Source organism: Klebsiella sp. M041, assembly GCF_059759695.1.
Genome location: NZ_JCAXWU010000006.1, coordinates 214,205 through 237,277, shown reverse-complemented (window position 1 = coordinate 237,277; position 23,073 = coordinate 214,205). Strand labels below are relative to the sequence as shown.

25 protein-coding genes and 1 pseudogene are annotated in these 23,073 nt (G+C 61.6%); 7 read left to right on the top strand and 19 right to left on the bottom strand.

The annotated features are described in order from the left end of the window. The first annotated feature begins 105 nt into the window (after positions 1-105). Positions 106-978 (top strand): LysR family transcriptional regulator, encoded by an 873-nt coding sequence (locus tag AC6CWS_RS10200; RefSeq protein WP_004145376.1) that lies wholly within the window; start codon positions 106-108, stop codon positions 976-978. Between the two features lie 19 nt (positions 979-997). Here AC6CWS_RS10200 and AC6CWS_RS10195 read toward each other — a convergent pair whose 3' ends face one another. Genes AC6CWS_RS10195 through AC6CWS_RS10170 form a run of 6 tightly spaced genes read right to left on the bottom strand, consistent with a single transcriptional unit; the run spans position 998 to position 6,722 of the window. Continuing rightward, positions 998-1,768: a 3-hydroxybutyrate dehydrogenase gene (locus AC6CWS_RS10195; RefSeq protein ID WP_065881433.1), complete on the bottom strand. Its 771-nt coding sequence runs from the start codon at positions 1,766-1,768 to the stop codon at positions 998-1,000. A gap of 23 nt (positions 1,769-1,791) precedes the next feature. Then, positions 1,792-3,186 (bottom strand): GntP family permease, encoded by a 1,395-nt coding sequence (locus tag AC6CWS_RS10190; protein WP_202821034.1) that lies wholly within the window; start codon positions 3,184-3,186, stop codon positions 1,792-1,794. Positions 3,187-3,230: 44 nt separating this feature from the next. After that, the gene (locus AC6CWS_RS10185) at positions 3,231-4,154 is read right to left on the bottom strand and encodes a 3-hydroxyacyl-CoA dehydrogenase family protein (protein WP_065881436.1); all 924 of its coding nucleotides are present in this window, start codon (positions 4,152-4,154) and stop codon (positions 3,231-3,233) included. Between the two features lie 11 nt (positions 4,155-4,165). Continuing rightward, the gene (locus AC6CWS_RS10180) at positions 4,166-5,347 is read right to left on the bottom strand and encodes an acetyl-CoA C-acetyltransferase (protein WP_065881438.1); all 1,182 of its coding nucleotides are present in this window, start codon (positions 5,345-5,347) and stop codon (positions 4,166-4,168) included. 9 nt (positions 5,348-5,356) lie between these two features. Continuing rightward, positions 5,357-6,013, bottom strand: a complete 657-nt coding sequence (locus AC6CWS_RS10175) for a CoA transferase subunit B (protein ID WP_021312467.1) — start codon at positions 6,011-6,013, stop codon at positions 5,357-5,359. A 1-nt stretch (position 6,014) separates the two neighbouring features. Next, complete coding sequence (locus AC6CWS_RS10170) at positions 6,015-6,722, bottom strand: CoA transferase subunit A (RefSeq protein ID WP_023290007.1); 708 nt, start codon at positions 6,720-6,722, stop codon at positions 6,015-6,017. A gap of 140 nt (positions 6,723-6,862) precedes the next feature. Here AC6CWS_RS10170 and AC6CWS_RS10165 point away from each other — a divergent pair, with 140 nt between their 5' ends. Next, entirely contained in the window at positions 6,863-7,753 is an 891-nt protein-coding gene (locus AC6CWS_RS10165; RefSeq protein ID WP_023290006.1) for a LysR family transcriptional regulator, read from the top strand. Between the two features lie 47 nt (positions 7,754-7,800). Here the strand turns inward: AC6CWS_RS10165 and AC6CWS_RS10160 are convergent, their stop codons facing one another. Then, positions 7,801-7,941, bottom strand: coding sequence for a hypothetical protein (locus AC6CWS_RS10160; protein WP_002908189.1), 141 nt, complete (start codon positions 7,939-7,941; stop codon positions 7,801-7,803). A 289-nt stretch (positions 7,942-8,230) separates the two neighbouring features. Between AC6CWS_RS10160 and AC6CWS_RS10155 the strand changes: the two genes are divergently transcribed. Beyond that, positions 8,231-9,139 (top strand): DUF535 family protein, encoded by a 909-nt coding sequence (locus AC6CWS_RS10155; protein WP_032453173.1) that lies wholly within the window; start codon positions 8,231-8,233, stop codon positions 9,137-9,139. A 60-nt stretch (positions 9,140-9,199) separates the two neighbouring features. On the opposite strand, the gene AC6CWS_RS10150 is transcribed toward AC6CWS_RS10155, so the two are convergent. Continuing rightward, positions 9,200-10,417, bottom strand: coding sequence for an MFS transporter (locus AC6CWS_RS10150; RefSeq protein WP_065881439.1), 1,218 nt, complete (start codon positions 10,415-10,417; stop codon positions 9,200-9,202). A 253-nt stretch (positions 10,418-10,670) separates the two neighbouring features. After that, positions 10,671-11,132 (bottom strand): winged helix-turn-helix transcriptional regulator, encoded by a 462-nt coding sequence (locus tag AC6CWS_RS10145; RefSeq protein ID WP_023290003.1) that lies wholly within the window; start codon positions 11,130-11,132, stop codon positions 10,671-10,673. A 60-nt stretch (positions 11,133-11,192) separates the two neighbouring features. Between AC6CWS_RS10145 and AC6CWS_RS10140 the strand changes: the two genes are divergently transcribed. The 4 genes and pseudogenes from AC6CWS_RS10140 (at position 11,193) to chrA (ending at position 14,630) form a co-directional block, all read left to right on the top strand. Further along, on the top strand, positions 11,193-11,429 hold the full coding sequence (locus tag AC6CWS_RS10140; RefSeq protein ID WP_004202976.1) for a tautomerase family protein: 237 nt from the start codon (positions 11,193-11,195) through the stop codon (positions 11,427-11,429). A 198-nt stretch (positions 11,430-11,627) separates the two neighbouring features. Next, complete coding sequence (locus AC6CWS_RS10135) at positions 11,628-12,821, top strand: MFS transporter (protein WP_223822575.1); 1,194 nt, start codon at positions 11,628-11,630, stop codon at positions 12,819-12,821. A 175-nt stretch (positions 12,822-12,996) separates the two neighbouring features. After that, positions 12,997-13,294 (top strand): annotated as a pseudogene (locus AC6CWS_RS10130) (chromate resistance protein ChrB domain-containing protein); the annotation flags it as partial. Next, positions 13,263-14,630: a chromate efflux transporter gene (gene chrA / locus AC6CWS_RS10125; protein ID WP_065881444.1), complete on the top strand. Its 1,368-nt coding sequence runs from the start codon at positions 13,263-13,265 to the stop codon at positions 14,628-14,630. The pseudogene AC6CWS_RS10130 and the gene chrA, both read left to right, overlap by 32 nt. An 89-nt stretch (positions 14,631-14,719) precedes the next feature. Here chrA and AC6CWS_RS10120 read toward each other — a convergent pair whose 3' ends face one another. From AC6CWS_RS10120 to AC6CWS_RS10075, 10 genes are all read right to left on the bottom strand, one after another. Next, complete coding sequence (locus AC6CWS_RS10120; protein ID WP_065881451.1) at positions 14,720-15,019, bottom strand: hypothetical protein; 300 nt, start codon at positions 15,017-15,019, stop codon at positions 14,720-14,722. 41 nt (positions 15,020-15,060) lie between these two features. Next, positions 15,061-15,492, bottom strand: a complete 432-nt coding sequence (locus tag AC6CWS_RS10115; RefSeq protein ID WP_032453166.1) for a hypothetical protein — start codon at positions 15,490-15,492, stop codon at positions 15,061-15,063. A 1-nt stretch (position 15,493) separates the two neighbouring features. Then, complete coding sequence (locus tag AC6CWS_RS10110) at positions 15,494-15,970, bottom strand: hypothetical protein (protein ID WP_032453165.1); 477 nt, start codon at positions 15,968-15,970, stop codon at positions 15,494-15,496. A 391-nt stretch (positions 15,971-16,361) separates the two neighbouring features. Beyond that, complete coding sequence (locus AC6CWS_RS10105; protein ID WP_065881454.1) at positions 16,362-17,783, bottom strand: FAD-binding oxidoreductase; 1,422 nt, start codon at positions 17,781-17,783, stop codon at positions 16,362-16,364. Positions 17,784-17,809: 26 nt separating this feature from the next. Beyond that, complete coding sequence (locus tag AC6CWS_RS10100; protein ID WP_023289996.1) at positions 17,810-18,625, bottom strand: ABC transporter permease; 816 nt, start codon at positions 18,623-18,625, stop codon at positions 17,810-17,812. 1 nt (position 18,626) lies between these two features. Next, a complete protein-coding gene (locus AC6CWS_RS10095) occupies positions 18,627-19,457 on the bottom strand; it encodes an ABC transporter ATP-binding protein (RefSeq protein ID WP_065881457.1) in 831 nt (276 codons plus the stop codon). Next, complete coding sequence (locus AC6CWS_RS10090) at positions 19,454-20,437, bottom strand: ABC transporter substrate-binding protein (RefSeq protein ID WP_065881458.1); 984 nt, start codon at positions 20,435-20,437, stop codon at positions 19,454-19,456. Before AC6CWS_RS10090 ends, AC6CWS_RS10095 begins: the two co-directional genes overlap by 4 nt. Further along, complete coding sequence (locus AC6CWS_RS10085) at positions 20,437-21,318, bottom strand: creatininase family protein (RefSeq protein ID WP_080901489.1); 882 nt, start codon at positions 21,316-21,318, stop codon at positions 20,437-20,439. Before AC6CWS_RS10085 ends, AC6CWS_RS10090 begins: the two co-directional genes overlap by 1 nt. After that, positions 21,315-21,794: a RidA family protein gene (locus tag AC6CWS_RS10080; RefSeq protein ID WP_016161230.1), complete on the bottom strand. Its 480-nt coding sequence runs from the start codon at positions 21,792-21,794 to the stop codon at positions 21,315-21,317. Before AC6CWS_RS10080 ends, AC6CWS_RS10085 begins: the two co-directional genes overlap by 4 nt. Further along, complete coding sequence (locus AC6CWS_RS10075; protein WP_065881460.1) at positions 21,784-23,067, bottom strand: amidohydrolase family protein; 1,284 nt, start codon at positions 23,065-23,067, stop codon at positions 21,784-21,786. The genes AC6CWS_RS10080 and AC6CWS_RS10075 overlap by 11 nt, the downstream gene beginning before the upstream one ends. Positions 23,068-23,073: the final 6 nt, after the last annotated feature.

Below are 23,073 nucleotides of genomic sequence, written 5' to 3'. Positions count from 1 at the left end.
TACCACTTCCTCGTTCAACAAATATAAGAAAGGTTAAATAAATGTTGACCCGATTCAGCTCACAGTTCCAATATAGAAACCATGCTGGTTTGAGACGTTTTCGATATGGAACTTCGTTATCTTCGCTATTTTGTCGCCGTCGCCAGGACGCGGCACTTCACCCAAGCCGCCAAGGAACTGGGTATTTCACAGCCTCCGTTAAGTCAGCAAATTCAGCGGCTTGAGCGCGAGGTGGGGACCCCGCTATTTCGGCGTTTGACCCGCGGGGTGGAGCTCACCGAAGCCGGTGAGTCGTTCTATGAGGATGCCCGCCAGATCCTCGCCATGAGCGATGCGGCGCTGGAGAAGGCCAAGGGCATTGCCCGCGGGATGAACGGCAGCCTGTCGTTAGGCATTACCAGTTCTGATGCTTTCCACCCGCAAATCTTCACGCTGCTGCACCGTTTTCAGCTCGATCACCCCGGGGTGACCCTGCACCAGATGGAAGACAATATGGCCAATCTGATGACCGCCCTGAGCGAGGCCGAGCTGGACATCGCCTTTGTCCGTCTGCCGTGCGAGAGCAGTAAAGCCTTTAATCTGCGGATTATCGATGAGGAGCCGATGGTTATCGCGCTGCCGCGCGATAACCCGCTGGCGACGCAGCCGACCCTGGCCCTGGAGCAGCTGCGCGACGTGGCGCCGATCCTCTTCCCGCGGGAGGTGGCCCCGGGGCTGTATGAGCTGGTGTACAACAGCTGCCTGCGCGCCGGCATCGATATGGAGCGCGCCTGGCAGTCGTCGCAGATTTCGTCATCGCTGAGCATGGTTAATGCCGGGTTCGGCTTCGCGCTGGTCCCGCAGTCGATGACCTGCATTCAACAGCCGAACGTCAGCTATCACCCGCTCAGCGGGGCGCCGCTGAAGACCGATATCGCCATCGCCTGGCGGCGCTTCGAGCGTTCTCGCACGGTGAAACGCTTTCTGGCGATGTTCTGATCGTCGCGACGCCTGCGGTTTACTGCGCCACCCAGCCGCCGTCCATGTTCCACGCCGCGCCGCGCACCTGGGCGGCGGCGTCGCTGCACAGAAACAGCGCCATTTCGCCCAGCTGCTGCGGGGTGACAAACTCCCCGGAGGGCTGTTTTTCCGCCAGCAGCTGCGCGCTGGCCTGCTGCGGGTCGACCCCTTCGGCGATGCGCTTATCGATCTGCTGCTGCACCAGCGGGGTCAGCACCCAGCCGGGGCAGATGGCGTTGCAGGTGATGCCGCTGCGCGCGGTTTCCAGGGCCACGGTTTTGGTCAGGCCGACCACCGCGTGCTTGGCGGCGACATAGGCCGATTTCTCTTTCGACGCCACCAGGCCATGCACTGAGGCAATGTTGATGATGCGCCCCCAGTCGCGCTGACGCATGCCAGGCAGCGCCAGGCGGGTGGTGTGGAAGACGCTGGAGAGATTGATCGCGATGATGTCGTTCCATTTATCCACCGGGAACTGCTCCACCGGGGCCACGTGCTGGATGCCGGCGTTATTGATCACGATATCGACGCCGCCGAAGGTGCTTTCGGCATAGCGCATCATCGCCTCGATCTGCCCGACGTCGCGCAGGTCGGCGTCGTGATAGCCGGGGATCTTGCCCAGCGCGGCGACTTCAGCCCGGGCGTGGCTGCTGTCGCCGAAGCCATTGAGCACCAGCTGGGCGCCCGCCTGCGCCAGCACTTTGGCGATCCCTAAGCCGATGCCGCTGGTGGAGCCGGTGACCAGCGCTGTTTTACCGTTTAAATTCATCATATTTCTCCTTCAGTCGGGTCTCAGACAATGCCGGTCACATAGAACGTGGCAATGACAAACAGTACCGCGAGGCTTTTGATCACCGTGATGGCGAAAATGCCGCCGTAGGCCTGGCGATGGCTCAGGCCGGTGATCGCCAGCAGGGTGATCACCGCCCCGTTATGCGGCAGGGTATCCATGCCGCCGCTGGCCATGGCGGCGACGCGGTGCAGGACCTCCAGCGGAATATTGGCGGCGTGGGCGGCGGCGACAAAGGTCTCGGACATCGCCGCCAGGGCGATGCTCATTCCCCCGGAGGCCGAGCCGGTGATCCCGGCCAGCACCGTGACGCTGATCGCCTCGTTTAACAGCGGATTGGGAATGGCCGCGAGGGCTTTCGACAGCACCAGGAAACCCGGCAGGGCGGCGATAACCGCGCCGAAGCCATACTCAGAGGCGGTGTTCATTGCCGCGAGAATCGCCCCGCCCACCGCCGTCCGGCTCCCCTCCGCCAGCCGGCCGCGAATATTGCGATAGCCGCAGACCAGCACCAGCACAATGCCGGAAAGCAGCGCCGCCTGCACCGCCCAGATGGCGGTGATTTTTCCCACCTCGGTGATGACAGGCTTCGCCAGACCCGGCAGGGTGAGCTCATGGCTGGCGCCGTACCATTGCGGGATCCAGTGGGTAAACAGCAGATTCAGCACCCCCACCAGCAGCAGCGGGGCGATTGCGATCAGCGGATGCGGCAGGTCGATGTCATCCGGGGTCTCCGGCTCATTTTGCAGATCGGTCCCATAGCCTTCGCCGCTGGCCTGCGCTTTGCGGCGCTGGCGCTCCAGCCACAGCAAACCGAAGAGGATAATGAACAGCGAGCCGATAAGCCCCAGCCACGGGGCCGCCCAGGCGTTGGTGCCGAAGAAGCTGGTGGGAATAATATTCTGGATCTGCGGCGTGCCGGGCAGGGCGTCCATGGTAAACGAGAACGCGCCGAGGGCGACGGTGGCGGGGATCAGCCGTTTGGGGATCCCGCTCTGGCGAAACAGCTCGGCGGCGAAAGGGTAAACGGCAAAGGCCACCACAAACAGCGACACCCCGCCGTAGGTCAGCAGGGCGCACACCAGCACGATCACCGGGATCGCGTGGCGGCGGCCGAGGATGCGGATGGCGGCGGCGACAATCGACCGTGAGAATCCCGACAGCTCAATCAGCTTGCCGAACACGGCGCCCAGCAGAAACACCGGGAAATAGAGCTTTACAAAGCCAACCATTTTTTCCATAAACAGCCCGGTAAAGGCCGGGCCGACCGCGCCCGGGTCGGTGAGCAGCACCGCGCCGAGGGCGGCGATCGGCGCAAAGAGGATCACGCTGTATCCACGGTAGGCTGCCAGCATCAGTAACGCCAGCGCGGCCAGGGCTATTATCACACTCATCACGACGTCTCACTCTCATTGTTATTGTAGGGGTACAGAACGCGATACTAGGGTTTCAGGGCGAAGCGCAGCTGGTGTTCCCGGCGCGACTGGATGCGCTGACGCCGCGCCTCGTCCCAGCGGTAAAAGCCTTGCCCGCTGCGGGCGCCGGTGTCGCCTTGCGCCACTTTCTCCGCCACCAGCGACATCATCTCCGTACCGCTGGCCAGCTCCGGCAGCAGGTGCTGGCAGATATCCTGGACCGTCGCCAGGCCGGTCATGTCCGCCGCCTCCAGCGGGCCGACCATCGCATAGCGACGGCCCAGCGAGGCGCGCATCACCTGGTCCACCACCTCCGGGGAAGCGATGCCGCTGTGGACGATGTGCAGCGCTTCGCGCAGCAGGGCGAACTGCAGCCGGTTGCCGACAAAGCCCGGCGCGGCGCGATTGAGCACCACCGCTTCCAGCGCGCAGGCGGCGCAAAAGTCGCTTACCTGGCGCGCCAGATGGGGCAGCGTGGCGCTCCCGGGCACCACTTCCACCAGCGGGATCAGGTGCGGCGGATGCCAGAAATGAGCGATCAGCAGCCGTTCCGGAAGGCGCATGCCCTGCGCCAGCCGATCCGGCGGCAGGCCGCTGGTGTTGCTGGCGATAATCGCCTCGTCGGCGATCAGCGTTTCCAGTTCGGTATACAGGGCGTGCTTCAGCGCCAGCCGTTCGGGGATCGCTTCAATCAGCAGCGTGGCGTCGGCCAGCGCCTGCAGCGCCGGGGTGGGGATTAAACGGCTCAGCACGGCGTCGCGGTCGGCGGGATCCTGCTGACCGCTCGCCTCCAGCTCGCGCAGGATCGCCCCGGCCACCGTGGGCACCTCGGCAAGACGTTGCGGATCGGTGTCATACAGGCGGACGGCGTGACCGTGACGGGCGAAATGACAGGCGATGCCGACGCCCATCAGTCCCGCGCCGAGTACCGCCAGACGTGGTGTAAACATAGTGGCTCCTGTTAACGTTGAAGGGTCATGGCGATGCCTTGGCCGCCGCCGACGCACAGGGTGGCCAGCCCTTTACCGGCGCCCCGGCGCTGCATCTCATGCACCAGGCTGACGAGGATCCGGCAGCCGGAGGCGCCGATGGGATGGCCCAGGGCGATGGCGCCGCCGTTGACGTTGACTTTCTCGCTGTCCCATTCGAGCAGCTGACCGACGGCCAGCGCCTGGACGGCAAAGGCCTCGTTGGCTTCGATAAGATCCACCTCGTCCAGCGTCCAGCCGGCATGCTGCAGCGCTTTGCGGCAGGCGCTCACTGGGCCGATGCCCATCACCGACGGGTCGACCCCGGCGACCGCCGCACTGACGATGCGCGCCAGCACCGGCAGCCCAAGCTCGCGCGCTTTATCGACGCTCATCAGCAGGACCGCCGCGGCGCCGTCGTTCAGGGATGAGGCATTCCCGGCGGTGACGCTGCCGTCAGCCGGGCGAAACGCCGGGCGCAGCTTGGCCAGCTGCGGCTCGCTGGTCTCCGGGCGCGGTTGTTCATCGTCGGTGACGACACGCGGCGGTTTTTTGCCCTGCGGGACGCTGACCGGGACGATCTCCTCGCGAAAGCGTCCGGCGGCGATAGCGGCCGCCGCTTTGCGCTGGGAGCTGGCGGCGAAGGCGTCCTGGCGCTCGCGGCTGATATCGAAGGCATCGGCGAGGTTCTCGGCGGTCATGCCCATGTGGTAGTCGTTAAAGGCGTCCCACAGGCCGTCCTGGATCATGCTGTCCTGCAGGCTGGCGTGGCCAAAACGCAGGCCGTCGCGGGCGCCGTGCATCAGATAGGGAGCATTGCTCATGCTCTCCTGGCCGCCGGCGATAACGATCCCGGCGTCGCCGCAGCGGATCGCCTGCACCGCCTGCTGAACCGCTTTCAACCCGGAGCCGCACACCAGATTGACGGTGACCGCCGGGGTGTCCACCGGCAGGCCGGCCCGCAGCGCGGTCTGGCGCGCCGGGTTCTGCCCGCAGCCGGCGGTGAGCACCTGGCCGAAAATCAGTTCATCGACCGCCGCGGCGGGCAGCTGGCAGCGTTCAAGCAGGCTGCGCACCACCGTCGCGCCGAGGTCGACGGCGGAAAGCGGGGCGAAGGCGCCGCGAAAGCTGCCGACCGGGGTGCGTACTGCAGCAACAATGGCAATATCGGTCATGGTCTCTCCTTAGCTGAAGCGCATTTCGCGCACGTCGTCGGCGACGATCAGCCGTCCCGCCGTTTTACGCATCACCTCGTCGGGGCTGACCCCCGGAGCCACTTCGCGCAGGACAAACGCCCCGTCGACAATGTCCAGCAGGGCCAGGTCGGTGAGCACCCGGCGAATGCAGCCCACGCCGGTGAGCGGCAGGGTGCACTGCGGCAGCAGTTTGGATTCGCCGTTCTTTGAGGCGTGGGTCATCACCACGATGATGTTCTGCGCGCCGGCCACCAGGTCCATGGCGCCGCCCATCCCCTTAACCATTTTCCCGGGGATCATCCATGAGGCGATATTCCCCGCGACGTCGACCTCAAAGGCGCCAAGAACCGTAAGATCGACGTGGCCGCCGCGGATCATGGCGAACGACTGGGCGGAATCGAAGATCGCCGCCCCGGTTTGCGCGGTGACGGTCTGCTTGCCGGCGTTAATCATGTCGGCGTCGATGGTTTCCTCATCGGGAAATTCGCCCATCCCCAGCAGGCCGTTCTCCGACTGGAGCATCACTTCAATACCGGCGGGGATATAGTTGGCCACCAGCGTCGGGATACCGATCCCGAGGTTGACGTAGTCGCCGTCGCGCAGCTCCTGAGCGACGCGCATCGCCATTTGTTCACGGGTTAGCATCTCAGTGCCCTCCGGCGCGCAGGGTGCGCTGTTCAATACGTTTTTCGAATTGCCCGACGATCAGCCGGTCGACATAGATCCCCGGGGTGTGAATGGCGGAGGGCGGCAGTTCGCCCGGCGGCACGATCTCTTCCACCTCCACCACCGTAATGCGCCCGGCGGTGGCCATCAGCGGGTTGAAATTCTGCGCGGTGTGGCGGTAAACCACGTTGCCGTACCAGTCAGCTTTCCAGCCCTTCACGAGGGCGAAATCGCCGCGAATGGCCTGTTCGAGAATGTAATTTTTACCGTCGAACTGGCGCACCTCTTTGCCTTCGGCGACAGGGGTGCCATAGCCGGTAGCGGTGTAAAAGCCGGGGATCCCGGCGCCGCCGGCGCGGATTTTTTCCGCCAGCGTTCCCTGCGGGGTGAGCTCTACCGCCAGCTCGCCGCTCAGCACCAGCTGTTCAAAAAGCGCGTTTTCCCCGACGTAAGAGGCCACCACTTTGCTGACCTGGCGCGATTCCAGCAGCATGCCGAGACCGAAGCCGTCGACGCCGCAGTTGTTGGAAACCACCGTCAACCCCTGCACCTGGCGGCGCTTCACTTCGGCGATCAAATTCTCGGGTATACCGCACAGGCCGAAGCCGCCGGCGAGCAGCGTCATGCCGTCCGTTAACCCTTCCAGCGCCGCTTCGTAGCTGGCGACGCGTTTATCCAGTCCTGCCATCTTGTCTCTCCTGCCTTGCGATAGCCTTATCATTGGCGCTGGCGACTGATTTGATAATTTTGAATTTGTGACCCACTCATTTGGAAATTTTATTAATTTCCTGTTAACTAATTTCTTTCAATTAGTTAACAGGATGAAAAATGAGAATGAGTGTCAAACAGTTACGCGCGTTTTTAGCGGTAGCTCACACTCTCAATTTCGCCCACGCCAGCGAAAGGCTGAATCTGTCGCAGCCAGCTCTCAGCCTGACCATCAAAGGGTTGGAGGAGGCGCTGGGGGGCGCGCTGCTGCAGCGCAGCACCCGCAAAGTGACCCTCACCCAGGAGGGGGAACTCTTTCTGCCGATGGCCCGTCAGCTGCTGGCCGACTGGGATAACGTCGAGGAGGCGATGCGTCAGAGCTTTACCCTGCAGCGGGGCAAAATCTCGGTCGCCGCGATGCCGTCGTTCGCCGCCAACGTTCTGCCGGAGGCGCTGAAAGCCTTCCGCGACCGCTATGCCGGGGTGAACGTCACGGTGCATGACGTGATAAATGAGCAGGTGATCGAGATGGTGCGCGAGGGGCGGGTGGAAATGGGTATCGCTTTCGAGCCATCGCCCAGCCACAACCTGCTGTTTACCCCGCTGGCGGTGGACCGCTTCGTGGCGATCGTTCCCCGGCAATCGCCGCTGGCGAAGAAAAAAAAGCTCACCTGGCAGGAGCTGTTAACCCTCGACTTTATTACCCTCCAGCGCCCTTCGGCGGTGCGCCTGATGCTGGAGGAGGCGCTGGCGCGCAGCGGGCGTCAGCTGGACGTGGCCCTGGAGAGCCATCAGCTGGTGACGGTGGGGAGAATGGTGGCCAGCGGGCTGGGGGGCAGCGCGGTGCCAGCGCTATGCAAAACGCAGATGGCCTCGCTGGGGGCGGTGTGCATTCCGCTTAGCGATCCGCCGATTGAAAAGTGCGTTGGGGCGATTTATGCCGGACATCTGCCGCTGTCGAAGGCGGCGCAGGCGCTGCTGGATACGCTGAAAGGGTTTTTACCCAGCTGAGGCGGGCGGGAGGCAAAAAAAAACCGGCCCGCGGGCCGGTTTGATAATCAGATTTTGCAGGCGTCGCCGCAATCGTCATCGGCAACGATCGCCTGGGCTTTTTTGTCCGCTTCTTCCAGACGCTCCGCGTTGCGCTCTTCCGCTTCATCCAGGCCGCTGAAGACCAGGTTGTCGAGATCAATTTCCATAAGTTACCTATCGTTGCTGGTTTTGGATCAGCGTCAAGTATAGGGTAAAACCGCCCGCGGATGTACCCGCGCTTCGCGCCGAACGCACAGAGCGTTAAGTCGCTGGGCGGCGGGCATCACCTACCATAATTAATCGTTGACAGGATGGCGTTAATTTTAATTATCGTCGGCAGAACAATTTCCTGCCGCAATATTAAATGAAAGGACAACGAAGGTGTAATTAAGCGTTGACGAATATCTTTTATGTTAATATGGCCGCGATTATGGATGAATCTATGGATCTTAATCAATGGGACATACTGTTGCAGGCGCCATCAAAGAATGGCGTAAACATAATAAAGTGATCGGTCAGGTCAAAATAAACTATAAAAAAATTTTACGAAAATGCAGAGAGCTCTCGCTCGCAGGAGGTAAGTACAGAGAATATCAAGGACTTTGCGCCAAATATCAGTGCGCGCGGTTGACCGCCGTAACCCAGGGGCTGGTGCCTTTCGAGGATAAACCCTTTAAGGCCTATCTTAATAAACGGATGTCAAAACGGCGCAAGCTGGATATTGCCCACGGTTCGCTGAATTTTATCGAGAAAACATTTCAGCCGGATGTGCTGCCGCAGCTCTATACCGTGGCGGATTTTGGCCGGGCGATGTTTGCTATTCCTTTGAAAAATGGCGATAAGCTTGACGTTAAGCTGCTGGCGTCGCCGTTTCAGGAGGAGGGGGAACTGATGCTGCAGCTGTTTCTCGGCGACCGTCGCGTCTATAGCGTCTGTTTTTCCTGTACCGACGATGGCCGCGCCTATATCGGCGGTATTCAGGGCGGGAAAGATATCACCAATGAAGAGGTGAAGGCGCTGACCAAAGAGCTGCATGGCGCGCGGCCGAAAAATATCATCATGAGCGTGCTGTATGGTTTCTTAGGCTATTTCAACATCACCACGGTCTACGCGATCGATTCCGATTACCACGTGAAAAGCGATCTGGTGAAAGCCAGTTACTCATCGCTGTGGCTGGAAATGGGCGGTGAGAAACAGGCTCGCGGCTGGTATAAACTGCCGGCGCAAGAGATCAAAAAAAGTATTGAAGAGGTGAAAAGTAAACACCGCAGCCAGTTTATTAAGCGCGAAGGCATTAAAGAGCTGATTCAGCTCGATATGGCCAACGCCCTGCGGCAAATCACCTTGCGTTCGCGGGTGAATTAACGCCTCTTATACGTCAGGCGGACAGCAGGGGGCTGTTGTCCGCCTGACGATATCCTCTCTTTACTGGCCGCTTTCGCCGACCGGCGGCGACGCGGAGGCGGCGAGCAGCGGGGCGCTACGCCACCACACCATCAGCGCGACCAGCGCGATAACGCTCAGCACCCCGAAGGCGGTGGCAAAGGAGTAGCGTCCGGCGATAGCGCCGGTTAACGCCGGACTCATCGCCGCCCCGGCCCCCTGCATCAGCATCACCACGCTCTGTCCGGCGTTGACGTGCCCGCTGCCGCGCAGCAGCGAGACGATAAAGCTGGGCACCGCCACCCCCAAAATCCCTGCCGCCAGACCATCAAGAATTTGCACCGGGACCATCATCTCCGGGGCGTCGCTGGAGGCCGCCAGCGCCGCGCGGATGGGCATGATCAGCAGCGCCAGCAGAATGCATCGCCAGTAACCATATTTGTCGATGCTGCCGGCGACCCGAATGGCCACCGGGATCATCACCACCTGCGAAATAATTACCGTGGCGGCGGCAAACAGCCCCGGATTGAGGTGTCCCGGCGCGGCGGCGATCCGCATGCTCAGCATCGGCAACAGCGCGGCGTTGGCGAGATGGAACAGCATCAGGGTCACGCCGGCGATCAGCAGCGGCGTATGGCGGAACAGGATGGCAAACCCAGGCAGCGCGGGCGGGACGGCCGACTCGAGGCCGCGGGCGGCGTCATCGTCGATATCGCTGCCGCGGATCGCCAGCAGGGCGATGAGGGTGAACAGGGTGGTACCGGCCATCAGAATGAAAATACCGCCGATGCCCCAGTACCAGGCGATGGCCCCGGCAATCAGCGCGGTGAAGAAATTCCCCGCGTGGTTGAAGGCTTCGTTTTTGCCCATCTGGGCGCTAAAGCCGCGCTGTCGGGTCAGCCCAAGGGTGATCCCGGCGATTAACGGTCCGACAAAGGCTGCGCAGATCCCGCTTGCGACTTGCGAAAGGGCCACCACGCTGGTCTTCTGACTGAACCAGAGCAGCAGAGTGGTCAGGGTTATCACCAGGCAGACCACGGCCAGCAGCACGCGCTTATGCCGCGAGGTGTCGGTGATGAAGCCGGCGGGCAGGGTCGCCAGCAGGCCAGCAACGCCGCCGATGGTCATCAACAGGCCGATATCCTCCGCCTGCCAATGACGCTGGGTGAGAAAGATCCCCAGAAACGGCCCAAGGCCGTCGCGAACGTCGGCGATAAAGAAGCTGGTCAAACATAAAGCCCGCAGTGAACGAAGCGACATTTTCTACCTTTAGCATGAGCGATCCGCGGATCAGCGGCGGACCAGGGCGGTCATGGCGTGCGCCACGGATAATGGCCGGGATCGGACCCGGCAGAGAGCGTCATCCTTTATCGCACCGTTCGATGAAAGCAAAATGTCCCGCTGTCTTCGGGTAACGTGGCAATGCAACATACCTGCTCGTCGCGGCTTCCGCCAGAGGTCTACGAAAGTTCTGTAACGGGGCAACCGCGCCGCAGCCTGCGCCGCGGGGCTATCAGCGTTCGTCTGCTTTAACGATCTGCAGCGCGGCGGGATTCGCCACGCTGCCGCTGGCGGTGACGAACCCCGGATGGACGGCCTCGCCGCTGACGCTGTCCACCAGCGCAATATGCGGCGCGCTGTGCAGCACCTGCTGGTGGCCCCATTCCATCAGGGCGAACAGCACCAGCGCCAGGCTACGGCTTTTATCGGTGAGAACATATTCATAGCGCTCGCGAGCCCCCGCTTCCCGGTAGGGGACTTTGCGGAGCAATCCCATTTCGGTCATCGTTTTCAACCGGGTGGTGAGCGTCTGGCGGGTGATATGGGTATGCGTCTGCATCGTTTCAAAGCGCGTCACACCGTAAAACGCCTCGCGGAGGATCAGCAGCACCCAGCGGTCGCCGAGTATTTTGGCTCCTTCCGCCAGGCCGCACAGCTCCGGATCGAGGTAGGGCAGTGATTTATTTTTTGACATCGCGAGATTGACCTTCTACTCTGAGTTTGAATTTTAGACTTAGATGCGAAGGAGCATAGCGTGCCATTTGTTAACGTGCAAACCATTAAAGGGATCATGACCGCGGAACAGAAAAGTGAGCTGCTGCGGCGGATGACCGATCTGCTGGTGGAGATTGAGGGGCAGGGCGATCCGCAGTTCCGCCAGTCAGTATGGATCCGCATTGATGAACATGACCCGGAACAGTGGAGCCTCGGGGGCGTCCAGCCGACGGCCGCGATGATTGCGGCTAAATTCGCCGCGGCGCGGCGCGACTGATCCCCTGAATAAACCGGGCTGCGAAGCCCGCCCCGGCGATCTGGCGCAGAAGAGGAGTCAGATCGCCGGGTAATATTGCTATTCGCTATGGTGCAAAAGCGTATTTTGCGGCTAAGGTAACGGTCAGGGAACCCAACAAACAGGGCGCGATGCCAGACGGCCAGCCTGGCGCCACTCTCACACCGGTGAAAACAACGGATGTCTACAGAACAGATGCTGCCGCTGGCGGCGCAGAACAAAAATATCATCCGCCTGGCCGCCGCTCAGGCGCTGGCCGGCGCCAACTCGGTGGTGTTCTACGCCACCGGCGCTATCGTCGGCAATACCCTCGCCCCCAGCCCGTCGCTGGCCACGCTGCCGATCACCCTGTTTGTGCTGGGGATGGCGGCCTCGATTTTGCCTTTCGGCGCGCTGGCGCGAAAGCGGGGCCGCAAAGCCGCGTTTATGGCCGGTACCGGCGCCGGGGTGGTCACCGGTCTGGCGGCCGCTCTGGCGGTGGTGCTGGGCTCTTTTCTGCTGTTTTGCTTCGCCGCGATGCTCGGCGGCGCCTATGCCGCGGTGGCGCTCAGTTTTCGCTTTGCCGCCACCGACGGCGTCGCTCCGGAACGTCGCGCCCGCGCGCTGTCGCTGGTGATGGGCGGCGGCGTGGCCGCCGGGATCATTGGCCCGATGCTGGTCACCGGCACCATGCACCTCTGGCCGACCCATACCTTCGCCTTCACCTTTCTCGCTCAGGCGCTGGTGGCGGCGCTCGCCGCCATTCTGCTGGCAGGCGTGACGTCGGCAGAGCCCGCGGCGGCCAGCGTGCGCGGAGGGCGGCCGCTGCGCGAGATTATCCGCCAGCCGGGCTTCGCCACCACGGTGTTCAGCGGGGCGGTGGCCTATATGGTGATGAATTTTCTGATGACCGCCGCGCCGCTCTCCATGCATATGCACGGTCTTTCCCAGCAGGCCGCCAACCTCGGGATCCAGTGGCATGTGATGGCGATGTACGGCCCGGGATTTGTCACCGGCCGGTTGATCCAGCGCTTCGGCGCCGTGCGCATGGCGGCGGCGGGATTGCTGATCACCGGCGCGTCGGTGGCGGTCGGTCTCAGCGGCGTCGGGGTATATCATTACTGGCTGTCGCTGATTTTGCTCGGCATCGGCTGGAACTTTGGCTTCACCGGCGCCTCGGCGAAAATCATCGATTTCCACCGCCCGGAAGAGAAGACCCAGGTGCAGTCGCTCAACGATTTTCTGGTCTTCGGCGTGATGATCGTGGGTTCGTTTTCGTCCGGCGTTCTGCTCAACGCCTTCGGCTGGAACGCGGTGCTGTGGGGCACTCTGGTGCCGGTGGGGCTGGCGCTGTTCACCCTGCCGCTGCGCCCTTTATCGCCACCCCGCGCTTAGCGCCTGGTCTGCCGCTGCGCGGGCCGTCTTTTTGCGCTTTTCGCAAATGCGTTGCCGAACTTTATCAAAGCCAGCGCGTGGGAAAACGTCACATACGCGACATGCTGTAGTAATGTCTACAGCATGAGAATGCATCTCCTGACCCTCAACCTGACGATGTCTCAAGCCGCTGAACCCTGAAGAGCACGTCAGCACGCGGGTGACCTTCGACGTTCTGGCCCGACGCAGTGCTCTGGAGGCCGCGATCCCCGATACCCGATACCCTGGGGCGGTTGATCCACTTCCTGGACGTCGGTGGGGAACCGACCCCGGAGGCGGCGGGAGTGGAGAGTGTGCTTGCAGGGCTGCGGGAAACCATTACGGACGATGACCAACTGCTGGCGGCAGCCTGCTCGCTGTTCGACGGCTTATTGACGTCCTGTGAAATGAGGTCTGGCAATCATGAGCAAAACGGTGGTTCTTCCGCAGAGTGACAGTCCTTCCGTCGTCGCCTCCGTCTCCTTCTGGCAGGCCTTTCGCTTCTGGCTGAAGCTCGGCTTTATCAGCTTCGGCGGGCCTGCCGGGCAGATCGCCATGATGCACCAGGAGCTGGTGGATAACCGCCGCTGGATCTCGGAAGGACGATTCCTGCACGCGCTCAACTTTTGTATGGTCCTGCCCGGCCCGGAGGCGCAGCAGCTGGCGACCTATATCGGCTGGCTGATGCATAAAACCTGGGGAGGCGTCATCGCCGGGGTGCTGTTTATTTTGCCCTCGCTGGCGTTACTCATCGCGCTGGGGTGGATCTACCTCGTCTGGGGAGATGTCGCGGTGGTGGCGGGGATTTTTTATGGCATCAAACCCGCCGTGGCGGCGATCGTGCTGCAGGCGGCGCACCGCATCGGCTCGCGGGCGCTGAAAAATGGCGCCTACTGGGCCATCGCCGCCGCTGCCTTTGTCGCTATTTTTGCGCTGAACGTTCCTTTTCCGCTGATCGTCCTGACCGCGGCGATCGTCGGGTTTATCGGCGGACGGATGGCGCCGGCGACATTCGGCAAAGCGGACACCCACCGTGCGCAGAGTCACCCCGGCGGGGCCGCCATCATTGATGATGCGACGCCGATCCCGGCCCATGCCATTTTCAGCTGGCGGCGTACCGCCCAGGTACTGATCGCCGGGATGCTGCTGTGGCTGGTGCCGATGGCCGCCCTGGCGCTAATGCTGGGCTGGGCGCATCCGCTGACCCAGATGAGCTGGTTCTTTACCAAAGCCGCGCTGATGACCTTTGGCGGGGCGTATGCCGTCTTACCTTACGTTTACCAGGGGGCGGTAACCCACTATGGCTGGCTGACCGCAGGGCAGATGATGGACGGCCTCGCCCTTGGGGAATCCACCCCCGGGCCGTTGATCATGGTGGTGACCTTTGTCGGGTTTGTCGGCGGCTACACCAAAGCGGTATTGGGCGTCGATGATGCGCTGCTGGGGGGCATCGCGGCGGCGTGCCTGGTGACATGGTTTACCTTTTTGCCCTCGTTTATCTTTATTCTCGCCGGCGGGCCGTTTATTGAAACCACGCATAATAAAGTGGGATTTACCGCGCCGTTGACTGCTATCACCGCCGCGGTGGTGGGCGTTATCCTGAATCTGGCGCTGTTTTTTATCTGGCATAGCGTCTGGGGACCATCCGGTTTCGACCCATGGTCTGCGGCCATTGCTCTCGCCGCCGCCGGGCTGCTGTTTCGCTATAAGTGGAAGCTGACCTGGGTGCTGGCCGCCGCCGCCGCGGTGGGCCTTATCGTCCATATGGCGGGACTGTCCGGCGCAGGATAAGGTCGGCGTCGGGCTGAGAGAAATGTCGCCAGGTGCGGTAGCGGGGAAGAGGCCAGTGCCTGTGCAGGCCCTGGCCGGATGGGGAGCACTTATTTAACTACGGGAGGCTCCACCGCGAGATGCAATTGACAATATTGTTCAACTCCTTCTTTAAGCATCTTAATAATCATTAGCAGCATGGGTAAGTACGGAACGAACTTAACAAGCAGTGAGCCTGTAGATCCGTCAAGCAGCGTCAGGGCGGCATCCACTTTCTTTTTCCATGTTTTGTTATATTCCACGCAAAAATTCTTTACATCGGCTGGCTGCGTTGAACGGGCAATCTGTTCGAGTTCTTCGATGGCGTTGAGTGCCGCTTTTATTTTCTCAATATCAGTTTGTTGTGTCATGTTAGCCTCGTAGTAACAGGAGAAAGAGGATTAACTCATTTTTACTTCCAGGTTTGTGGCTTAAAGAAAAGCCACGGTAAGGTGTAATCGTACAGCGCTTTCACCGGCACTACGGATAAGTGGAAATGCTTATCGTGCGGGCTGGCGCCATGGTAATCGCGCCATACCCATGGCTGGACAGAAGCGCTAATAATATGTTTGTTCCAGATAATGTATTTAATTCGTTTGTCTTTGCTGTCGACCAGTGCATTGACAATCGCCTGAGCATCACACCCCTGAGCGGGATCGTGCGTAATATCGATAGCCGTAACCACACCAATATTTCCATCCAACACCTGCGGGTTATGATCCGAGTTTGTGTGGGCATGATGTTCATCACCAATGGTGCCATCGCTGGCCTTATTGCGGTGCGGAGCATATTGATTAATCTGATCTCTGAGTATCAGCAGACTCTTTGCGACACGCCATACCATGTTATTTACCCTCCGGATTGAAACAGGGGTTTGAGCTGACCGGTTCTGCGCCAGGAACCATGTCCTGATAAACCGGAGATGGGGGGAGAGGATCGACTACTGTATCCGCTTTCACGCTGTTGACTTGTTGCTTCTTCAGGTTCTTCACTTGCAAAAGATAATTAAGGATAGCGTTCCAGAACGCAGACCCGCCGCTCGCCATCAAGCCAATACATAATGTCATCAGATCCGGGTGTTTAAAGGCCGAAAAACTGCCGGCGACGAAGGGTTGCGTCAAAAACGCCGTCACAATTCCGGCCACCACCGCTAATAGCTGCAGGGCAGATTTGCGTTTTCCTTCTATGACTGGATCCTGCTTTTCCAGATTAAGCCAGGGAAAATACCCTTTAATAATCTCTACCACTCTTTCCGAGGCGATACTAATGGCGATCAGCATCGTAATGATGTTTTCAAGTTGCGAAGAAATGGCATCGCTCATATCACCCTCACTATTTCTGTGTTGAATAAAAATAAATGACAACGTTTTTAACAAGTGTTTACTGCACAGGAATAATTCCTGGCGGGTAAGTTTCACGGTCATTTTTTATTGTTCAGGTAGGCAAGGGGCAAGTGATAATTTAATGATCGCGAATAATAAACTATTTGCCAGTACCTGCCAGAAATGACAATTTAACTCGAGAGCAATATTGAACCGTGAATTTAACCCGCGATAATAAATTTATCGTCGCTTTTTTGATGAGTATAACGGAGGAAACAGAGACGCCACTCATTCATATGAATGAGTGGCGTAAAAAAACTCGCCGTGCGGGCAGGGGGAAGAGAGACGGGCCCGCTCCGCGTTTGCCCGCACGCGGAACGGAGCGGGGCGATCAGGTCGCGGGAGTTTCGCGGGTGGCCCGCGCCTGCGGGTTGCTGTCCAGTTCCAGCTGGTCGCGCAGCGCCCAGCCGCGCAGCTTGCCGGGGTTAAGCAATCCCGCGGGGTCGAGAGATTGTTTCACCGCCACCACGTCAGGGCGAATCACCCCTTGTTTGCCGTCCTCAACCTGCAGCACGTGGGGGTTATTAATTTTGACGTCGTTATCGCGAAATATCTGCATGATCGCGTTGAGACGTTCGGGCGTGGTATAGCGCACCAGCTGCAGACCGCTGGCGGTGAGGTTGCCTTCGATATCGCGCAGAAATTCAATATGGGACATCACCTCCCCGGCGAAATGCTGTTCCATCTGTAAAATTTGCTGCGGATAGCGCTGCGCATCAAACGCGGTCTGCAGATAGGTCAGCGTATTGTCCACCTTGAGCGCATGCAGGGTGGTGTGGTTCCAGCAGTATTCCATTAACGAGCCATTGCGCGCCCGGGCCTCATCGCTGGCCTGGCGGATGGCGTTGGCCCCGCGATGGCGCTGTAACAGGCTGGCGCACACGCCTTCGCTCTCTTCGGCGATCAGGCTGATAACCGCATGCTGCCCGGCGCGGTAACGATCGTTGAGGTGGCTAAAATAGTCAGCGATCGGGGTGGCCAGCAGCGCGACCTGGCGCTTCACCAGCCCCGGCGAGCGGACGCAGGCGTTGGCATAGTTCAGGGCATCGGCGAAATCGTCAAACACGTCCAGGCGTTCTATCCACTGGTGCACGGGAGCCAGCGCCAGCTCAACCTCAAGAATGATGCCGTTGGTGCCGTAGGCATGATGCAGCAGCAGCGCTTCGGGTGCCGGGACGGTCAGCACGCGAGGGACCGGCTCGACGGTCATCACTTTGACGCTGAGCACATTGCCGGGCGCCGCCAGCGGCCCATAGTTGATGGAGCCGATGCCGCCGAACCCGCCGCCGTAGAGGCCGCCCAGGCTCGCCAGGCGGTAGGTCGACGGCATACATCGCAGCTCCCAGCCCGTCGGGCGGGCGGCGGTTTCGATGTCCGCCAGGCGAATGCCGGCCTGGGCCCTCACCGTGCCGTTGCCGAGGGCGACGATCTGGTTGAGCCCGGTCATATCCACCAGCATCCCTCCTTCGAGAGGGACCAGCTGTCCATAGTTGCCGGTGGCGCTGCCGCGCAAGGTCAGCGGCAGCTGATGCTGCGCGCAGGCGGCGACCAGCTGGCGCAGCTCCTCTTCATCGCGCGGGCGAACCACCGCGTCCGCCTGTTTTCCCGCCAGCTGCTCGGCGAGTACCGGACTGAACCAGTGAAAATCGCGGGAAAGCCGTTTGAGTTTCGCCGGCTGCAGGGTCCACTCCAGCGCCGGGAGTGCCTGCTGGATCGCCGCGACCGCGTTTTGACGCTGTTCATCAGTCATCATTCTTTTTCCTGTTCGTCAGCAAAACATTAATGAGATTGCACGGCTTCGCTTTCATGCCAGGCGCTGAGCGCCCGGCGCGAGACCCAGGACATCACGCCGAACAGCGCGATCCCGGCGAGAGAGATCAGCAGCAGCGCGGCAAACATCAGCGGGATATCCAGCTGGTAGCCGGCCTGCAGGATCTGATAGGCCAGCCCGGTATTGGTCCCGCCAGTGCCGGCGACAAACTCCGCCACCACCGCGCCAATCAGCGACAGCCCGCTGGAAATACGCAGCGCGCCGAAGAAATAGGGCAGCGCCGAGGGGATACGCAGCCGCACCAGGGTCTGCCAGCGGCTGGCGTGATTGAGGCGGAAATAGCTCAGCAGGCCGGGGGAGACGCTGCGCAGTCCCTGGGTGGTATTGGAGATGATGGGGAAGACCGCCATCAGGGTGGCGCACACCACCAGCGAGAGGGTGGCGTCCTTTACCCAGATGATGATCAGCGGGGCGATGGCGACGATCGGCGTCACCTGCAAAAACACGATGTAGGGAAACAGGGCGGTCTCCACAAAGCGGTTCTGCACCAGGATAAACGCCACGGCGGCGCCGATGACAATCGACAGCAGAAACGAGATCAGAGTGATCTTGAGAGTGAACAGCAGCGCCAGCAGCAGCGGCGTGAGATGCGTCCACAGGCTGTCCAGCATCACCAGCGGCGACGGCACCAGAAAGGCCGGGATGCGGAAATAGCTTACCGCGCCCTGCCAGAGGAGCACCACCGCCACCGCGACGAGGGTCGGATAGAGAATTTTGAGAAAACGCGGATGCTGGATCCACGGCGTTGAGGTTGTGGTCTTCATATTATGGCTCCATACCGGACTGGCTGGCCTGCAACAGACTGTCCTGCAGCTGACGGGCATACAGGGAAAATGCCGGACTGACGCGGAACGCCTCGCTGCGCGGGAACGGCTCCCGGATGGCGATATCTTCCACCACCCGTCCGGGACGGGCCGCCATCATGATCACCCGCTGCGAGAGAAACACCGCTTCGTGGATCGAGTGGGTGACGAAGACCACCGTCAGATTCTGCTCCTGCCACAGGCGCAGCAGATCGCTGTCGAGCTTGTTCCGCGTAATTTCATCCAGCGCGCCGAAGGGCTCATCCATCAGCAGCAGCTTTGGCCGGGTGACCAGGCCGCGGGCGATGGAGACGCGCATTTGCATGCCGCCGGAGAGTTCGCGCGGCAGGACGTCGGCGAACTTGCCGAGCCCCACCAGCTCAAGGACTTCACTCACCCGGGTATTCCCCTCCGCCCGCGGCACGCCGGCCAGATCCAGCGGCAGCCTGACGTTATTGCGCACGCTGCTCCAGGGCATCAGGGTGGCCTCCTGAAAGACGAACGAGAGCGGATGCTGCGCTTTTTCCCGGCTGTCGCGCCGCCACAGCATCAGCTTGCCGTCGCTGGGCTCCACCAGGCCGGCGACCATCTTCAGCAGCGTACTCTTACCGCAGCCGGACGGGCCGAGCAGGGTAATGAACTCCCCCTGGTTGATGGTCAGGTTAACGGGCAGCAGCGCCCGGGTGCCGTTGCTGTAGATCTTCTCCGCCGACAGCACCTCAATGGCCGGCGTGGCGGAGGCGGGCATAAAGCGGGTGTCGCTCATCACGGTCAGTTTCGGGGCAGTATTCATGGCATCACTCCGGCGTCTTTGACCATCTCCAGGGTGTAAGTCTGCTCAAACGGCACCTTGCTGGCGTCGATCAGTTTGTTTTTCACCAGCATGTCCCAGGTTTTCTTCAGCCGCGGCTCGGTGATGATGCCGATGCCGCCGGTCATGGCGTCGCCGCCGGTCACCAGCTGGTACTGCTTCATCTGGGCAATGCCAAAGGCGATCTGCTCGGCGCTCATTTGCGGGTTCGCTTTGCCGATCAGGTTGTTGCCGGGGCCAGGATCCTGCAGGTAGCTTTTCCACCCTTCCATGGAGGCTTTGACGAAGGCCGCCACCGCCGCCGGACGTTTGCGGATGGTGTCCGCCATACAGATAATCGAGTTGCCGTAGGGCGGGTAGCCCCAGTCGCTGAGCGGATAGACATAGAACGGCTGCCCGCCTTTGGCGACGGAGAACGGCTCGGAGGTCACGTAGCCCTGCTGCACCAGATTTTTATCGGCGAGGAACGGCTGAACGTTAAAGGTATAGGGGCGCACTTTGCTGCCAGCCAGACCCAGCTCGCTCTTCGCCCACGGCCAGAAGGAGGTATAGGCCTCGGTGGCGAGCAGGAACGTTTTGTCTTTAAGCTCCGCCGGGTTGCTCACTTTGTCATGAGTGATAAACACCGTCGGCGAGTGCTGGAACACGGTGGCGACGGTTACCGCATGCACCCCGGCCTGCCAGGTCTCCAGCGCCTGGCCGTTGTCGCCAAGGGTGCAGTCCGCCTGGCCGGCCGCCATCAGCTGCATGACGTTGATCTGCGGGCCGCCCATTTTAATCTCGACATCAAGACCGGCGTGCTTATACAGCCCGGTGGCCTGGGCCTGGTAAAAACCGCCATGCTCCGCCTGGGCATACCAGTTGGTGAGAAACGTGAACTTCTCCGCCGCGACGCAGGAGGCTGAGGCCGCGAGGGCGGCCACGGTCAGCAGGGTAAAAACTGGCGTTGGTCTGGTATTCATCAGGGCTCCTTGGATTCAGCAGCGAAAGAGGGTGGTAGGGACTGCACAAAGCCGTGCCAGTGCTGTTTGCCCCAGGTCGGTTCGCGACGTTCGACCCAGGCCATGCGGTGGATCTCGATGATTGCCTGCGCCCAGCTGGCGGCGAGGGAGTCGAGAAGCCCTTCGCCTTGCTCCCGCGTCGCCGGGGTTGGGTCGCCAATCACCCCGCTGGGGCCAAAGTCATAGGACGCCCACGCCGCCGCCGGGCGGCCCTTCGACAGGGTCGGGCAGGGGAATTCCGGCGGGAAGTTGGCGACCGCCCGCTCCATATGAACGCACTCCGGCGCCAGCGCCAGCATCAGCGCCGTTTCGCTATGCCCGGCGTGCATTGCCATCCGCTGTTCATGCGGGCTGAGGAACTGTTTTTCGCAGTTGGGCACGTTGAACACGTCGTGCGGGATGGCGATGAAATCCCCGTGGCGCAGGCGCATTTCCCGGCAGGCGATCTGCAGGATCTGCGGCTGGCCGCCGTGGCCGTTGATCATCAGCAGCTTGCGAAAACCGGCCCGATAGAGGGATTCGGCGATCTCCAGCAGGGTATGCAGCAGGGTATCGCCGCTGAGGGTCAGGGTGCCGGGAAAATGCAGATGCTCCTCTGACTTACCGTAGACGATCGGCGGGATGGCGTAGGCCGGGATCGTCGCCGGCAGCCGGGCGAGGGCATGGCCCGCCACGCCGGAGGAGATCACGCTGTCCACCGAGCAGGGCAGATGGGGGCCGTGCTGTTCAATCGCCCCGGTGGGGAGGACGATAACCGTATTGCTTTTATCCGGCAGGGCGGCCACGTCCGTCCAGCTCAGAAAAGGGAGAAAGCGCGCTGCAGGAATGTAACCGTTAATCATCGCGGTGCCTCGGAGTGAATTGGCTGGGGTAACCAGACGGTTGCTTCGACTTCAATCAATACCGTGGCGTCGGGCAGCATTTCGCTGACCTGCACCACGGTGGATACGGGCGGCTGGTCGGGATAAAACAGCTTCCTGACCCGGCTGTAATAGGGAAAATGGTCAAGGTTGCGAAAGTACTGCACCAGCTTGATAACGTCGCTCATCTGCCCCCCCGCGGACGCCACGGTGCGGCGGATGCTTTCCAGTACGTACCAGCTCTGGGCGAGGATCGGCCCCTGCTTCGCATCGGTTGAAAATTCCCCGGTCGCCCCCAGCAGCTCCCGCACCGGCTCAGGCACATCCTGAAAGCCGTTGACGATGGTGCCGGTCAGGGGATTGACCGGAATAATGCCGGAGAGAAAAATAAAATCGCCGGCTCTGCGCCAGGCGGCATACCGCGCCAGCGGCGCCCCCGCGCCTGCTTCAAGACTCATGTGCCATCTCCTCCTGCCACACTCGCCGGTGGGTTAACCTGCCGTGGTTAACCACCAGACGGGCGGCGCTGTTTAAAGGCCAGGTAAAACGGTCGCTACCCGGGAAAATCACCACGCTGGCCGCCGCCCCGACGGCAAAAGGGGCCGCGTCTGCCGGCGAACCGGTCAGCGCCGCGCGATCGCAGATCAGCCGAGACTGCCGGTCGAACGGGTCGCTGAGCTGGGCGCTGAACAGGCCGCAGGCCAGGGTGTCCAGCGGGTCGTAGCTTCCCGCCGGACAAAAGGCGTCCTGTACGTTGTCGCACCCAAGCAGGGTGGCCACGCCGACGGCCTGCGCCTCGTGCAGCAGGGTGATCCCCCGCTGGCGCGGCGTGCGGCCGAACGTCGCATCCTGCAGCAGCAGGTTGGTCATCGGCAGGGCGATAAGGGTGACGCCGTGCGCCGCCAGCTGGCGCAGGATCAGCGCCGCCTGCGCGTCGCTGCCGGCGGCCAGCGCGCAGCCGTGGCTGCAGCAGATATGCCCGGGGAATGGGTGGCGGGAGAGATGATCCGCCAGCCAGGTCAGCCCCTGAGACACCTTGCTGAGCTCCTCATCGATATGCAAATCCAGATCCAGTTCCCAGCGGGCCGCGCTGCGCAGCAGGTTTGCCATGGCGGCGGCGTCCCAGTTGGAGGAGTGAATGAAGCCCCCCAGCAGGCAGCGCTCCCCGCTGTTGGCGACCGTCCGGGCAATGGCCTCGGCGTCCGCCGGATCGCGAAACAGGGGCAGCGGGACCAGCGCCACCCGTTCCAGGGTGATGCCGCCGGTATCGAGACGGGCGATCTCCTGCCAGGCGTCCGGCGCGTCGGCGGTAAACCAGTCGATATGGCTGCGTAAATGGGTCACGCCATTTGCGGCCGCCCGGGCCAGCGCGGCGGACGCCCGACGTTGAATATCCGCCCTGGTCCAGTGTCGGCGATCCTCGTGCATGGCGTGGATCGCCGCCAGCAGCCCGGCCTGCGCCGGACGGCAGCGTTCAATGGTAAAGGTTTTGTCCAGATGGGCATGGGGTTCCACCAGGCCGGGGAGCGTCAGGGTCCCCGCCAGGTCCCACAGGCCGGGAGCCGGCTCGACGGAGGGCGTCACGGCGGCGATCCGTCCATCGCGAAAGGCCAGGTCCGCCAGCCGCGGTTCATCGTTGGCCTGCGTCGGCCAGCCGTCGGGCAGCGCCCAGGCCGGAAGTCGGGCGCGGCTGATGCCGGCGAGCGGCGCGCAAGAGGAGGGGAACGTCATCGTCAG